Source organism: Kaistia dalseonensis (assembly GCF_030814715.1).
Lineage (GTDB): Bacteria > Pseudomonadota > Alphaproteobacteria > Rhizobiales > Kaistiaceae > Kaistia > Kaistia dalseonensis.
Genome location: NZ_JAUSVO010000002.1, coordinates 294,502 through 310,024 on the forward strand (window position 1 = coordinate 294,502; position 15,523 = coordinate 310,024).

A 15,523-nucleotide genomic window follows, 5' to 3' on the forward strand; every position below is an offset into this window, starting at 1 on the left:
GTCCCGGGGACCGGATCGGATCCGGTCCCGTCCTCACATCACCGCGCCTATCTGCCACGGCACGAACTCGGCGTCGCCATAGCCGAGTTCTTCCGACTTCGACTTCTTGCCCGAGGCGACCGCGACGATCTCCTCGAAGATCTCCGCGCCCTTCGCCTCGATCGAGACACCATCGAGAATGTCACCGCAATTGATGTCCATGTCGTCCACCATGCGGTTGTAGATGTCGGAATTGGTCGCGAGCTTGATCGAGGGCGTCGGCTTGTAACCGGCGGCGGAGCCACGGCCCGTGGTGAAGACGATCATGTTGGCGCCGGAGGCGATCTGGCCGGTGACGGCGGCCGGATCATAGCCGGGGCTGTCCATATAGACAAAGCCGTGCGTGTCGATCGGCTCGGCATATTTGTAGACGCCGCGGAGCGTCGACGTGCCGCCCTTGGCCGCCGCGCCGAGCGACTTTTCCAGGATGGTGGTCAGGCCGCCGAGCTTGTTGCCGGGCGAGGGATTGTTGTTCATCTCGCCCTGGTTCCGCTCAGTGTAATCTTCCCACCAATGGATCAGGTCGACCAGCTTCTCGCCCACTTCGCGGTTGGCCGCGCGGCGGGTAAGCAGATGCTCGGCGCCATAGATCTCCGGCGTTTCCGACAGGATCGTCGTGCCGCCATGCTTGACGAGAATGTCTGAGGCGTAGCCCAGCGCCGGATTGGCGGTGATGCCGGAATAGCCGTCCGAGCCGCCGCACTGCAGGCCGACCGTGATTTCCGAGACCGGGGTCGGCTGGCGACGATGGCTGTTGGCGGCCGGCAGCATTTCGCGGATCATGTCGACGCCGCGCTCGATCGTCTTGCGCGTGCCGCCGGTCTCCTGGATCGTCATCGTCCGGAAGCCCTCATGCTCGACGAGGTTGTATTCCTTCATCAGGCGCGGGATCTGGAACACTTCGCAGCCGAGGCCGACGACGAGAACGCCGGCGAGATTGGGATGCGTGGCATAGCCCCACTGGGTCCGCTCCAGCGTATCGAAGCCCTCGCCCGATCCGCCCATGCCGCAGCCCGTGCCGTGGACGAAGGAGACCACGCCGTCAATATTGGGGAACTGCTCGAGGAAGCTCTGGCGATTGAAGGCTTCGGCAATGTGCCGCGCCACCGTGGCCGAGCAGTTCACGCTGGTCAGGATGCCGAGATAGTTGCGCGTGCCGACCTTGCCGTTCGGCCGGTGGAAGCCGTCGAAATGGCGGCGCTCGGCATCCGGCAGCAGGCCGTCATCATGGGCGCCCTGCGCGAACTGATAATCGCGATCGAACTCGTGCATGCCGCAATTATGCTCGTGCACCCATTCGCCCGGCGCGATCGGCGCCTTGGCGAAACCGATGATCTGGCCAAACTTCAGCACTGGGCCGCCTTCAGGAATCCCGGTAACCGCGATCTTGTGGCCCTTGGGAATGCGCTGGCTCGCGACAACGCCCTCGACCGTGGAGCCTGGCATGATCGTGTCGATCGCCACGCGCACATTGTCGCTCGGGTTGAGGCGGAGGCTACGAGGCTGGGCGGTGGCGGTGGTGGCGCTCATCGGGATCTCGACTGGTCAGGGGACGATTGGCGTAGCCGCCATGCGGTCACTGGCGGTCGTCATTCGGCCTGATCGCCGGCTTTCTTGATGAATTGCTCATTCACCAGTGATCAGGCTGCTTATTAGTCATACAACACGCATGGCGTCCTGTCACGGAAAAGACGGTACCGCGGCGAGGGCCTCGTCGATCGCGCCGCGCAGCGGAAAGCTTGGCTGCGCGCCCTCGCGCGTACAGGCGAGCGCGCCGGCCACCGCCGCATATTGCATGGCCACGGAGAGCGGTTCGCCCTGGTCGAGCAGCGCCGCCGTCACGCCGGCGAAGGTGTCGCCAGCGCCGGTCGTATCGACGGGCACGACGGGCAACGAGGCGACGCGGATCGTCTCGCCCTGGTGCGCCGCAACGGCCCCGTCGGCGCCGAGCGTGGCGATGACGGTCCGCTGCAACGCCTCGGCGAGGGTCGCGACGGTTGCGGCACCGTCTGGGCCGACCGGCAGGCCGAGATGGCGCGCGAGATCGCCGGCCTCGGTCTCGTTGACGAGGATGATGTCGACATCGACGAGCGCCGCGCGTTCGACCGGCAGGAAGGGGGCGATCGAGAGCATGACGCGGGCGCCGGCGGCCTTGGCGCGTCGCGCGGCCTCCAGGCTTTCGGCAAAGGGAACTTCCATCTGCAGCAAGAGCGTATCGCCCTCGCCGAGCCGGCCCTCGCCGAGATCGGATGCGACGAGCCGCGCATTGGCGCCCGGCGACAGCACGATCGTGTTTTCCGCGTGCTGGTCGACGGTGATGATCGCCATGCCCGTGGTCGGGCCGCGCGTCACCACCGAGGCGAGGTCGGTTCCCGCGGCGTTGAGCTCGGAGAGCGCGATCGCGGCCATGTCGTCGGCACCGACCGCGCCGACGAGGCGCACCGCCGCACCGGCCCGGCGCGCCGCCAGCGCCTGGTTGGCGCCCTTGCCGCCGGCAATCAGCTGGTAGTCCGAGCCTGGCACGGTTTCGCCCGGTCGCGGCAGATGTGCGGTCCGGCACACCAGATCAATGTTGATCGAGCCGAAGATCGTGATCACGCGCTCTCTCCCTTGAGCAGATTTGTATCGGCGACGATTGGAGGGCGGAGGCCGCGCGGTCAAGAGCGCGCGGCGATCGAGGCGCATGACGCAGGGGCCATCGGAGGGAACGTTTTGACGCGCGCGCCATTCCTGGAATCAGAGCGCGCTTCGCGGCCCGAAATTGGCGCTGAACGGGTCATGCGAGTCATTTCGCGGTGGCGCAAATATCATTAGAATACGGGGCTCTACCTGCTTCACCGGGGCGTCTGGCTGTCATGGCGTTACAGAGTTGCTTCTCAAGCGGCGTCGTTGCGCGGCGCTGGCTCCGTCGGCCCCGAAATACAGCGCCAAACCGGCGCTCACGACCATCGACGAGTGTAGTCAAATCGGTTACGCCATGACGGCGGTGACACTTTCACCACAGTTCAAACATACCGTGCCGTTGCCGCGCCGTTTCGGCGGGACCAGACAGAAGAACAGATGACGAGAACTCCGTACAAGATCACGCGGCGTCGCTTGCTTGCTTCCGCAGGCGCCATGACGGTCGCCGCAGCGGCAGGCGACCTCTTCCCGGCCACGGCACAGGCCCAGACCTCGAATGTCGCGGCCTCGCTCGCAACCGACGGGCCCTTCACCCGCTCCACCGTTTCGGAAATCGCGCGGCGCCTTTCGCGCGTCCCCTTCGCGGCGCCGACCTCGCGCCTGCCCGACGTCCTGCAGGGCCTGACCTACGACCAGTACCGCGACATACGCTTCAAGCCGTCGGCGGCGATCTGGGCCGGCACCGGCCTGCCCTTCCAGTTGCAGCTGTTCCACCCCGGTTTCTATTTCAAGGAGCCGATCGAGGTCGCGATCGTCCAGGACGGCCAGGCCAAGCACCTGCCCTATTCAACCGACCTGTTCGACTTCGGCCCGCTCGTGCCGAAGGGCATCCCCAATACAGATCTCGGCTTCGCCGGCATTCGCATCCATGGTGCGCTGAACCGTCCCGATTATCTCGACGAGATCGTCGTCTTCCAGGGCGCGAGCTATTTCCGCTCCCTCGGCAAGGGCCAGCTCTACGGCATTTCGGCGCGCGGCCTCGCGGTCAAGACGGCCGAGCCCGAGGGCGAGGAATTCCCGATCTTCCGCGCCTTCTGGATCGAAACACCGCTCAAGGACAGCGAGACCATCGTCCTCTATGCGCTGCTCGACAGCCCGAGCGTCACCGGCGCCTATCGCTTCACCATCCGCCCGGGCTATCCGACGGTCATGGATGTCGAGGCCGATCTGTTCCCGCGCGTCGAGCTGACCAAGGTCGGCCTCGCGCCGGGCACCAGCATGTTCTATTTCGGTCCGAACGACCGCCAGAACATCGACGACTTCCGGCCCGAAGTGCACGATTCCGACGGCCTGCTCATCCTGAACGGCCGTGGCGAGCGCCTCTGGCGACCGCTCGCCAATCCGAGCACCCTGCAGATCAGCGCCTTTGTCGATGCCGGGCCGCGCGGCTTCGGCCTGATGCAGCGCGACCGGATCTTCGAAACCTATCAGGATCTCGAGGCGAGCTATGAGCGCCGCCCGAGCCTCTGGGTCGAGCCCGTCGGCGATTGGGGCCAGGGCGCCGTAACCCTGGTCGAGATCCCGACCAATTCCGAGATCCACGACAACATCGTCGCCTATTGGTCGCCGAAGGATCCGATGCCGGCAGGCTCGGAATATTCCTTCGCCTATCGCCTCTCATGGGGCGGCGACCCGGCCTTCGCGCCGGGTGGCATGGTCGTGGCCGACACGATGATCGGCCGCGCGACGCTCGATGGCGACACGCCGAAGCGCCGCTTCGTGATCGATTTCGCGTCACCCCAGCCGCTGGCCGACAAGCCGGCCGCCGAGCCGAAGGCGACCGTCACGACATCGAAGGGCGTCGTCAGCAATGTCGTGCTGATCCCCAACCCGATGATCGGAGGGGGCAATGGCTGGCGCGTCAATTTCGAGCTCGATCCGCAGGATGCGACGCTGATCGAATTGCGCACCGTGCTCGATTTCCCCGATGACCGGCCAGCGGAGACGTGGGTCTACCGATGGACGGCGTGATTGCCTTTCCGCAGGGGCAGACCGTGCTTCCGTCGGACGTTGTGTCCGAGGACGTCGAGCATATGCCCCCCGAGGACAGGCTGACGGTTCCAGAACGCGGCATGCCGCCGGAGCATCCGGGCGACATGCCGACGCAATCGCTCTGGCGCTTCCAGCGGCGGAACAGGCGCCGATTCGAGGATCCGCGTCGCTCGCGCTCGCCGATCGGCCGCCGCATCGCCGTGCTCGGCGGCGCACTCCTCCTGGCCGGCCTCGCCGTCTACGAGATGGAGCAGGTGCTCTCCGTCGGCGGCCTGACGCCGATCGAGATCGCCGTCCTCGTGCTCTTCGCGCTGAATTTCGGCTGGATCGCGCTCGCCTTCACCAGCGCGATCGCGGGCTATGGCATCGTGATCGGACGACTCGACCGGCCGAAGCGCGTGGCGCCCGGTCCGCTCGGCTCGCGCACCGCCATGCTGATGCCGACCTATAATGAAGACCCGGCACGCGTCTTCGCCGCCGTCGAGGCGATGGCGGCGGGGCTGGACAGCCTGCGCCAGGGCCCGGCCTTCGACTGGTTCATCCTCTCCGACACGACCGATCCGGATGTAGCCCTCGCCGAGGAAGCCGCCCTCATCGGTATTCGCGAGCGGCTCGGCAGCCGGGCGCGGATCTATTATCGCCGCCGGCGCAAGAACGTCTCGCGCAAGGCCGGCAATGTCGCCGATTTCTGCACCCGCTGGGCCAGCGGCTACGACCATCTGCTCGTGCTCGACGCCGACAGCCTGATCGCGCCCGAGACGATCGTCGAGCTGGCGCGGCGGATGGAAGAAGACCCCGATGCCGGCCTGATCCAGACCATTCCCGCGCTCGTCAACGGCACCACCATCGTCGCCCGGCTGCAGCAGTTCGCCGGACGCGTCTATGGCCCGATCGTGGGGTCCGGCCTCGCATTCTGGACCAGCGCGGAAGGCAATTACTGGGGCCACAACGCGATCATCCGCACCAAGGCCTTCCTCGCCTCGGCCGGCCTGCCGAACCTGCCCGGCAAGCCGCCCTTCGGTGGCCATATATTGAGCCATGATTTCGTGGAGGCTGCGCTGCTGCGGCGCGCGGGCTGGACGGTTCGCATCGCCGACGACCTCGCCGGCTCCTATGAGGAGAGCCCGCCTTCCATCATCGACCTCGCCATTCGCGATCGTCGCTGGTGCCAGGGCAATCTCCAGCACCTCTTCGTGCTTCCGGCCCGTGGCCTGAACTGGGTGAGCCGCATCCATCTCCTGACCGGCATCGGCTCCTATCTCGCCTCGCCGCTCTGGCTGCTCCTGATCCTCGCCGGCCTCGCGCTGTCGCTGCAGGCGCATTTCATCCGCCCCGAATATTTCACGGAAGAGTTCCAGCTCTTCCCGACCTGGCCGGTGATCGACGCCGAGCGCGCCTTGCGGCTCTTCGCGCTCACCCTCGCCATCCTGTTCGGGCCGAAGATCATGGGCCTGATCGCCTTCCTGCGCGACCGCGAGGCGCGGCGGACAGTGGGCGGCTTCAAGACGATCCTCAGCTTCTTCTTCGAGATCTTCGTCTCGGCGCTGATCGCGCCGATCATGATGCTGGTCCATACCGGCGCGATCATCTCGATCCTGCTCGGCCGCGATTCCGGATGGAAACCGCAGCGCCGCGACGATGGCGGCGTGCCGATCCGCTCGCTGATCGTGCGCCATCGCTGGCATTTCCTGGTCGGTGTGGCGCTGCTCTTCGCCGCCTCGCTCGATTCGCTCGTTCTCGTCGCCTGGCTGTCGCCGGCCCTTCTCGGCCTGCTGCTCGCCGTGCCGGTCTCCGGCCTGACGGGCTCGACCAAGGTCGGCCGCTTCATCCGCCGGCTCGGCCTGCTGCGCACGCCCGAGGAGGTCGATCCGCCGGCCGTCGCCCTGGCCGCGCAGGCGGCCCGCCCGGCCTATGACGAGATGATCGCGCGGCATCCCTCGCTCGCCGTGCTTGCGGCCGACCCTGAAAAGCGCGCGATCCATCTCAGCCTGGTCGACCGCGTTCCCGCGCGTCCGCCGGGCATGATCGAGGCGGTCGAGGCGCTCTCCGCGGCGAAGATCGACGACGCCAGGACCATCAGCGAGGCCGTCTCCTTCATGACGCCGCAGGAACGCGCCATGGTGATCGCCACGCCGAGCCTGCTCGATCGGCTGGCAAGCCTGCCATCCGCCTGATTATTGAGCAAAGACCATCATCCTTGCAGCGCAGCGCAAGTGAGCGATCTTTTCGCATGCGCACAAACCGGCTAAGAATAGGGCAGACGTTGACTGGCGTCGCCGAGGCAGACATCGGGGGATCTTGTGGCTATCAAGAAAATTCTCGTCGCCAACCGATCGGAAATCGCAATCCGCGTGTTCCGGGCGGCCAATGAGCTGGGTCTACGGACCGTCGCCATCTTCGCCGAAGAGGACAAGCTCGCGCTCCATCGCTTCAAGGCCGACGAGGCCTATCAGGTTGGCAAGGGTCTGGGCCCGATCGAGGCCTATCTGAACATTCCCGATATCATCCGCGTCGCCCGCGAAGCCAAGGCGGACGCGATCCATCCCGGCTACGGCCTGCTTTCGGAAAGCCCGGAATTCGCGGAAGCCTGCGCCGAAGCCGGCATCATCTTCATCGGCCCCTCGCCCGAGACGATGCGCATGCTCGGCAACAAGGTCGCCGCGCGCAATCTCGCGATCGCCGCGGGCGTGCCGGTCATGCCGGCCACCGATCCCCTGCCGGACGATGTCGAGACCATCAAGTCCGAGGCGCTGCGTGTCGGCTATCCGCTGATGCTGAAAGCGTCCTGGGGTGGCGGTGGACGCGGCATGCGCGTCATCCGCGACGAAGAGACGCTGCTCAAAGATGCGACAACGGCGAAGCGCGAAGCCAAGGCTGCCTTCGGCAAGGACGAGATCTATCTCGAAAAGCTCGTCGAACGTGCGCGCCATGTCGAGGTGCAGATCCTCGGCGACCAGCACGGCAACATCGTCCACCTCTTCGAGCGTGACTGCTCGGTCCAGCGCCGGCACCAGAAGGTCGTGGAGCGCGCCCCCGCGCCCTACCTCTCCGAGGCCGAGCGCAAGGAAATCACCGATTACGGCGTGAAGATCGCCAGGGCGGCCGACTATTACGGCGCCGGCACGGTCGAGTTCCTGATGGATGCCGATACCGGCAAGTTCTACTTCATCGAGGTGAACCCGCGCATCCAGGTCGAGCACACCGTTACCGAGGTCGTGACCGGCATCGATATCGTCAAGGCCCAGATCGCCATCGCCGAGGGCGAGGCGATCGGGACGCCGGCCTCGGGCGTGCCGAAGCAGGCCGATATCCGTCTGAACGGCCATGCCCTGCAGTGCCGCATCACGACGGAAGATCCCGAGCAGAACTTCATTCCCGATTACGGCCGCATCACCGCCTATCGCGAGGCTTCGGGCTTCGGCATCCGCCTCGACGGCGGCACGGCCTATTCGGGCGCCGTGATCACGCGCTTCTACGATCCGCTGCTGGAGAAGATCACCGCCTGGGCGCCGACGCCTCAGGAAGCGATCGCCCGCATGGACCGTGCGCTGCGCGAGTTCCGTATCCGCGGCGTCGCGACCAACCTCACCTTCGTCGCGAACATCATCAACCACCCGAAGTTCCGCGACAATTCCTATACGACGCGCTTCATCGACACGACGCCGGAGCTCTTCGCCTCGGTGCGCCGCCGCGACCGCGCCACCAAGCTCATCACCTATATTGCCGACGTGACGGTCAACGGCCATCCGGAGACGCGCGGCCGCGTCAGGCCCAAGGCCGATGCGCTCGCCAAGGTGATCCCCCACTTCCCGGCCGAGCCCGCGCCGGGCACCAAGCAATATCTCGACACCCATGGCGCGGAAGCGCTCTCCAAATGGATACGCGACGAGACCCGCGTGCTCGTCACCGACACGACGATGCGCGATGCCCATCAGTCGCTGCTCGCGACCCGCATGCGCACGCATGACATTGTCGGCATTGCCGACAGCTATGCCCGCGCGCTGCCGAGCCTGCTCTCGCTCGAATGCTGGGGCGGCGCGACCTTCGACGTCTCGATGCGCTTCCTGACCGAGGATCCGTGGGAGCGTCTGGCGCTGGTGCGCGAGAAGACGCCCAACATCCTGCTGCAGATGCTGCTGCGCGGCGCGAACGGCGTCGGCTACACCAATTACGCCGACAATGTCGTGAAGTACTTCGTCCAGCAGGCAGCCAAGGGCGGCATCGACCTCTTCCGCGTGTTCGACTGCCTGAACTGGGTCGAGAACATGCGCGTCTCGATGGACGCCGTGCGCGAGGAGGGCAAGGTCCTCGAGGCGGCGATCTGCTACACGGGCGATATCCTCGACCCCGACCGCGCCAAATACGATCTCAAATACTATGTCGGCCTCGCCAAGGAACTGGAAGCCGCCGGCGCACACATCATCGGCCTGAAGGACATGGCCGGCCTGCTGAAGCCGGCCGCCGCCAAGAAGCTCGTCTCGACGCTGCGCGAAGAGGTCGGCCTGCCGATCCATTTCCATACGCACGACACATCCGGCATCTCGGCCGCGACGGTGCTGGCCGCCGTGGAAGCGGGCGTCGACGCCGTCGATGCTGCGATGGATGCGCTTTCGGGCCTGACGTCGCAGCCCTGCCTCGGCTCGATCGTCGAGGCGCTGAAGTCGACCGAGCGCGATACCGGGCTCGATCCGGCGGCGATCCGCAAGATCTCGTTCTACTGGGAAGCCGTGCGCGCCCAGTATGTCGCCTTCGAGAGCGATCTGCGCGCCGGCGCCTCGGAAGTCTACCTGCATGAAATGCCGGGCGGCCAGTTCACCAATCTCAAGGAACAGGCCCGCTCCCTCGGCCTCGACACGCGCTGGCACGAGGTTGCGCAGACCTATGCCGACGTCAACAAGATGTTCGGCGACATCGTCAAGGTGACGCCGTCCTCGAAGGTCGTGGGCGACATGGCGCTGATGATGGTCAGCCAGAACCTGACCGTTGCCGATGTCGAGAATCCGGCCAAGGACATCGCCTTCCCGGATTCCGTCGTGCAGATGATGCGTGGCGATCTCGGCCAGCCGCCGGGCGGTTGGCCCGAGGGCATCCAGAAGAAGGCGCTGAAGGGCGAGAAGCCGTCGACGGCGCGTCCGGGCTCGCTGATCCCGCTCGCCGATCTCGAGGCCGAGCGCAAGGCGGCGGTGACCAAGACCGGCGAGCCGCTCGACGATTTCGCGCTCGCCTCCTACCTCATGTATCCCAAGGTCTATACCGACTTCGCCAAGGCGCTCGACACCTACGGGCCGACCAGCGCGCTGCCGACCTCGGTCTATTTCTATGGTCTGCCGGTGGGCGAGGAGATCCTGGTCGAGCTCGAAAAGGGCAAGACCATGGTCATCCTCTGCCAGGCGATCGGCGAGGCGGATGATGACGGGCGGATCCGCGTCTTCTTCGAGCTGAACGGCCAGCCGCGCGTCGTCAAGGTTCCCGACCGCGCCAATTCCGGCAAGATCGCCGTCAAGCGCAAGGCCGACGAGGGCAATCCCAACCACGTGCCGGCGCCGATGCCCGGCGTCGTCTCGACGCTCGCGGTCAAGCCCGGCCAGGCGGTCAAGGCCGGCGACGTGCTGCTCTCGATCGAGGCCATGAAGATGGAGACGGCGATCCACGCCGATCGCGATGGCACGATCGCGGAAGTGCTGGTGAGTGCCGGCGGCCAGATCGACGCCAAGGACCTGCTCGTCGTCTTCGAATAGGTGCTGGCGACAAATATCGGGATGAATGCGAACGCCGGGGCTTTTGTCCCGGCGTTTTCATATGTCATATCGGCAGAGGCGCGGAGGAGCGTCGTTCGGCCAAAGGCAGATCAAAGAACCAATCATGTCCGATACGAGAAAGATTGCGCTGGTCACCGGGGGAGGAACCGGGATCGGCAAGGCGGTTGCGTTGGCGCTGGCCGGCGCGGGCTATCAGGTGGTGATCACGGGGCGCCGCCAGGAGGCGCTCGACGAGGTGGTGCGCGAGGCCGGGAGCGACATGGTCGCGCTGACCTCCGACATGACCGATCCGGCATCGGTCGCGGCCCTCTTTGCCGCCGTCAAGGAGCGCTTCGGGCGGCTCGACGTCCTGTTCAACAATGCCGGCACCAACGCGCCGCCCATTCCGCTCGAGGAACTGACCTATGAGCAATGGAAGGCCGTGATCGACACCAATGTGTCCGGCGTCTTCCTCTGCACGCAGCAGGCCTTCAAGATCATGAAGGACCAGAACCCGCGTGGCGGCCGCATCATCAATAATGGCTCGATTTCGGCCACCGCGCCGCGCCCGAATTCTGCGCCCTATACGTCGTCCAAGCACGCCGTGCTCGGCCTCACCAAGTCGACCTCGCTCGACGGGCGGAAATACGACATAGCCTGCGGCCAGATCGACATCGGCAATACCGCGACCCCGATGGCCGCGCAGATGTCGAAGGGCGTGCTGCAGCCCGACCTCACCGTCAAGGTCGAGCCGACCTTCGACGTCAAGCACGTCGCCGATGCCGTGCTCTACATGGCCGGCTTGCCGCTCGACGCGAATGTCCTCAACATGACGGTCATGGCGACGAAAATGCCCTTCACCGGGCGCGGCTGAAGCATGCGGCCCCCGCAATAGCGAACCGTTTCGGGGCGGCGGACCGCCCTGAAATAGCCGTCACGGCGCGTCATAGTTGTTCGTTGGCCAATCGTGTGAAAAGAAGGTGCATTGCGATGCAGTGCACGCACTGCGAAAGTGGCGCTTTGCCGATTCTGCCAGACCAACGTTTGAGATGGGCCGGCCATGCGAATTGTACACAATGAAACGGCGAACATAGCCCTCGATCGGGCTTTCGATGATGACGAGAAGATGTTCGACCTCGCGCCGGTCGCGCTCTGGCTCGAAGACTATAGTGAGCTCAAGTCGCATTTCGATCATCTTGCGGCGGCGGGCGTCACTTCGCTCAGGACCTACCTTGTCGACGATCTGGCGCGGGTCAAGGCCTGCTCGGACCGGATCCGCCTCGTCAAGGTCAACCGCCGGACGCTGTCGCTATTCGAGGCCGACAATTTCGAGGACCTGACCGAAAATCTCGGCCGGGTCTTTCGCGACGACATGCTGCCGATCCATATCGACGAACTCGTCCGGCTTTGGGACGGCGAGACGGAATTCGCCAGCAATACGGTCAACTACACGCTTTCAGGCAAGCGGCTCGATATCCTGTTGCGCGGCGCGATCCTGCCCGGCTACGAGCAATGCTGGAGCCGCGTCCTCGTCTCGACCGAGAGCGTCACCGAGCGCGAGACGGCGCAGCGACAGCTGGCGGCGAGCGAGGCCTATGCGCGCGGCCTGTTCGACCATTCGCCCGTATCGCTCTGGGTCGAGGATTTCAGCGCCGTCAAGCAGCTGATCGACGACATCCGCCAGCGCGGCATCCTCGATTTCCGCACCTTCACCGACGTCCATCCCGAATTCGTCACGCGCTGCATGAGCGAGATCCGGGTGGTCGACGTCAATCGCCATACGCTCGAGCTCTTCGGAGCCGCCGACAAGAAGGTCTTGCTGCGAAGGCTCGGCGATGTCTTCCGCGACAAGATGGAGCTGCCCTTCCGCGAGCAGCTGATCGATCTCTGGGCCGGCAAGCTCTTCCAGCAGCGCGAGGTCGTCAACTACACGCTCGACGGCCGCGAACTCTATCTCATGATGCAGTTTTCCGTGCTGCCCGGCCATGAGAAGGACTGGTCGCTGGTCCAGGTCGCACTGACCGACATCACGGCCCGCAAGGCGGCCGAGGCCTATCTGGAATTCCTCGGCAAGCATGACGCGCTGACCAAGCTCTACAACCGCTCCTTCTATATCGACGAGATCAACCGCCTGCAGCGCAATGGCCCGAAGCCGGTCACCGTCATCCTTGCCGACCTGAACGGGCTCAAGGAGACCAATGACCAACATGGCCATGCCGCCGGCGACGAGATGCTGCGGCGGGTCGGCGAGGTGCTGGGCAAGCTGGCGGAGCGTCCGGCCCATGCCGCGCGGATCGGCGGCGACGAGTTCGCGGTCATCCTGCCGGGTGTCAACGAGACCGAGGCCCAGACCATCATGGAAAAGGTGCAGATGCTCGTCGAGCTCAACAACCAGTATTATTCGAAGATGCCGATCAGCCTGTCCTGCGGCGCGGCGACCAGCCGGCATGACGAGCCGCTCGAAGAGGTCACGCGACGCGCCGACCGGATGATGTACGAGGCGAAGCGCGCCTATTACGCCACGCCGGCGCTCGATCGCGAACGCACGACCTGGTTGCCCCTGCCGGTATCGCCCCGCCCGACCTGATGCCCTTCCGAGCGCGGTGGACATCGTTTCGCGTGATGGAAACGCAACCTGTCACGTGATCGAGCGGCAGTCGGTCGCCAGGAGGAAGCGCTTCAGCGAGATGTCGCCGAGCGCCACATAATCGATGAGACGCGGCAGCCATACGGCGACGTCGCGTCCGAGCCTCATTGCATAATTCGGGTCCTTGCCGAGCCGCGTCAGGTCGATCGGCCCGCTCGTGGCGCTCTGGCCGTCATAGAGCACCAGTGGGCTGGCACAGGGCGTATTGGCGAGTTGCACCAGCAGAATGATCACGCCGATCGCGAGATAGGTGATGGCAAGTCGGATCAGGGACGACAACACGGCACCACTCCGGGCTCGATCTTCAAGCCGACCGTAGCGCATTCCGCGAGCGGAAGCGCGGGCCTCGGGCTCAGAGACCTCGCCGGACAATCGCCGCCGGCCCGAACCGCTCCCTCTCAAGCGCCAGGAAGACCCCGCCGCGACCATTCCTGATCGCGGCGGGCCTGATGGCCATGCGCGGGCGTAGCCGGAAGGCTAGTTGCCGCGCAGCCAGACCAGCATTTCGCCCGGCGCGCGATTATCCCAGGCGTAATAGGGAACCGCCTTGATCGGCACGGTCTCGGTCTTCGGCGGCTCGTTGCGATAGAGATTGCCGTCCCAGTCCGAAGTCGCGTCCGCTTCGGCCCTGGCCGACAGCGTCACGATGCCTTCGAGCAGTCCCGGCTCGAAGTTCGCGTCGAACGCGGTCGATTGCGGCACGCGGATGCGGTTCAGCGCCACGCCATTGTCGATGCCTTCGAGGCAGTAGAGCAACGGTCCGCGCTTGATGGCGACACGGCCCGTATCCTGACGCACCTCCGGATGGGCATAGAAGCGCTCGACGGCGAGATCGAGATCGAGCTGGACGGTATCGCCGGCCTTCCACTCGCGGTCGATCTTCGCATAGCCATCGCTCGTGACCGTGGAAAGGTCGATCGGCGTGCCGTTGACCGAAAGGCTCGCCCGCCGGCTCCAGGCGGGAATGCGCAGGTTGAGCGCGAAGCGGGTCGGCTTCTCGACATCGACCTTGATCGCGATCGCGCCGTCCCAGGGATAGCGCGTATCCTGCGTCAGCGTGACCTCGCTGCCGCCAATATCGAGCCGTGCGGTCGAATCGCAATAGAGATGGACCGCCACCTCGCCATCGGCCTGGCCGTACATGTAACTGCCGATCGACGCGACCATGCGGCCGATATTGGGCGGGCAGCAGGGGCAGCGATGCCACTTCCAGCGATTATGCGCGCCGCGGCTCTCGAGCGGGTTTTCGTAGAAGAACAGCGAGCCGTCGAGCGAGATGCCGGAGATCGAGCCATTATAGAGCGCGAGTTCCATGGCATCGGCGTAGCGCGTGTTCGGGCCCATGCCGAGCATGCGGTTGGCCCAGAAGGCGAGCCCGACCGCCGCGCAGGTCTCCGCATAGGCCGTCTCGTTCGGCAGGTCGTAATCGGCGGTGAAGCCCTCATTGTCGGCCGACGGGCCAAGGCCGCCGGTCACATAGAGGCGCTTCGAATGCAGGTCGTCCCAGAGCCTGTCGAGGGCGACCCGCAGGCTTTCATCGCCATATTCGGTCGCGACGTCGGCCATGCCGGAATAGAGATACATGGCGCGAACGGCATGCCCCACGACCTTGTCCTGCTCGCGGACCGGCAGGTGCGACTGGTTGTATTCATAGTTCTTGAAGTGGAATTCGCTCGGGTTTTCACCGCGCGCCAGCGACTCCTCGTCGAAATAATGCGGCTGCTGGCCGCGCTGGTCGATCAGATATTTGGCGAAATCCATGTATTTGTGATTGCCGGTGGCGCGCGCGAGCTTCACCAGCGCGAGTTCGAGCTCCTCATGGCCGCAATAGCCGTGCTTCTGGCCTGGATTGGGACCGAGCACGGTCGCGATATGGTCTGCATAGCGGCTCATCACATCGAGGAACTTGCGCTTGCCGGTCGCCTGATAATAGGCGACGGCGCCCTCGATCATGTGGCCGGCGCAGTAGAGCTCGTGGCAATCGCGCAGGTTGGTCCAGCGCTTGCCGGGTTCCATGCGCTGGTACCAGCTCGACAGATAGCCGTCGGGCTGCTGCAGCTTCTCGAACATGTCGATGACGGCGTCGATCTTCTTCTCAAGCTCCGGATTGGGCTTGCGATAGAGCGAATAGGCCGCCGTCTCGATCGTCTTGCCGAGATCGGAGTCCCAGAACATCTGCATCGTCACCTTGCCGCCCGGGTGGAACGGGATGCGCAGTTCCGGCACTGGCCGGTCCGGATCGATCTGGTCGAGCATACCGGCCTCGACGCAGCGCTCGTAGAGAATATCGGCCGTCCGGTCGGCGACCGCGTCGACGCGCGCGCCCCAGAAACCGCGGACATCGACCTGCGGTACGGAGGGCGGGCGAAAGCGGGCGCGCGGCGCTTCCACCGGAGCGGGCGAGGGTTGGGCACTCATGGAGGTC

9 protein-coding genes are annotated in these 15,523 nt (G+C 65.3%); 5 read left to right on the forward strand and 4 right to left on the reverse strand.

What is annotated here, in order from left to right; translation table 11 throughout:
* Positions 1 to 33 precede the first annotated feature (33 nt).
* Together QO014_RS07520 and QO014_RS07525 are read right to left on the reverse strand one after the other, a co-directional pair.
* Positions 34 to 1,569, reverse strand: a complete 1,536-nt coding sequence (locus tag QO014_RS07520) for a UxaA family hydrolase (protein ID WP_266348062.1) — start codon at positions 1,567 to 1,569, stop codon at positions 34 to 36.
* A gap of 150 nt (positions 1,570 to 1,719) precedes the next feature.
* On the reverse strand, positions 1,720 to 2,637 hold the full coding sequence (locus QO014_RS07525; RefSeq protein WP_266348063.1) for a ribokinase: 918 nt from the start codon (positions 2,635 to 2,637) through the stop codon (positions 1,720 to 1,722).
* A 462-nt stretch (positions 2,638 to 3,099) separates the two neighbouring features.
* Here QO014_RS07525 and QO014_RS07530 point away from each other — a divergent pair, with 462 nt between their 5' ends.
* The 5 genes from QO014_RS07530 (at position 3,100) to QO014_RS07550 (ending at position 13,038) form a co-directional block, all read left to right on the forward strand.
* Entirely contained in the window at positions 3,100 to 4,692 is a 1,593-nt protein-coding gene (locus QO014_RS07530; RefSeq protein ID WP_266348064.1) for an OpgD/OpgG family glucan biosynthesis protein, read from the forward strand.
* Positions 4,680 to 6,887, forward strand: a complete 2,208-nt coding sequence (gene mdoH / locus QO014_RS07535; protein WP_266348065.1) for a glucans biosynthesis glucosyltransferase MdoH — start codon at positions 4,680 to 4,682, stop codon at positions 6,885 to 6,887. Before QO014_RS07530 ends, mdoH begins: the two co-directional genes overlap by 13 nt.
* 126 nt (positions 6,888 to 7,013) lie before the next feature.
* Positions 7,014 to 10,451, forward strand: coding sequence for a pyruvate carboxylase (gene pyc, locus QO014_RS07540; RefSeq protein ID WP_266348066.1), 3,438 nt, complete (start codon positions 7,014 to 7,016; stop codon positions 10,449 to 10,451).
* A gap of 124 nt (positions 10,452 to 10,575) precedes the next feature.
* Positions 10,576 to 11,325, forward strand: a complete 750-nt coding sequence (locus QO014_RS07545) for an SDR family oxidoreductase (protein WP_266348067.1) — start codon at positions 10,576 to 10,578, stop codon at positions 11,323 to 11,325.
* A gap of 186 nt (positions 11,326 to 11,511) precedes the next feature.
* Entirely contained in the window at positions 11,512 to 13,038 is a 1,527-nt protein-coding gene (locus QO014_RS07550) for a sensor domain-containing diguanylate cyclase (RefSeq protein ID WP_370877111.1), read from the forward strand.
* Positions 13,039 to 13,089: 51 nt separating this feature from the next.
* On the opposite strand, the gene QO014_RS07555 is transcribed toward QO014_RS07550, so the two are convergent.
* On the reverse strand, positions 13,090 to 13,380 hold the full coding sequence (locus tag QO014_RS07555; protein WP_266348068.1) for a hypothetical protein: 291 nt from the start codon (positions 13,378 to 13,380) through the stop codon (positions 13,090 to 13,092).
* 195 nt (positions 13,381 to 13,575) lie between these two features.
* Positions 13,576 to 15,516, reverse strand: coding sequence for a glycoside hydrolase family 127 protein (locus QO014_RS07560; protein WP_266348069.1), 1,941 nt, complete (start codon positions 15,514 to 15,516; stop codon positions 13,576 to 13,578).
* Positions 15,517 to 15,523: the final 7 nt, after the last annotated feature.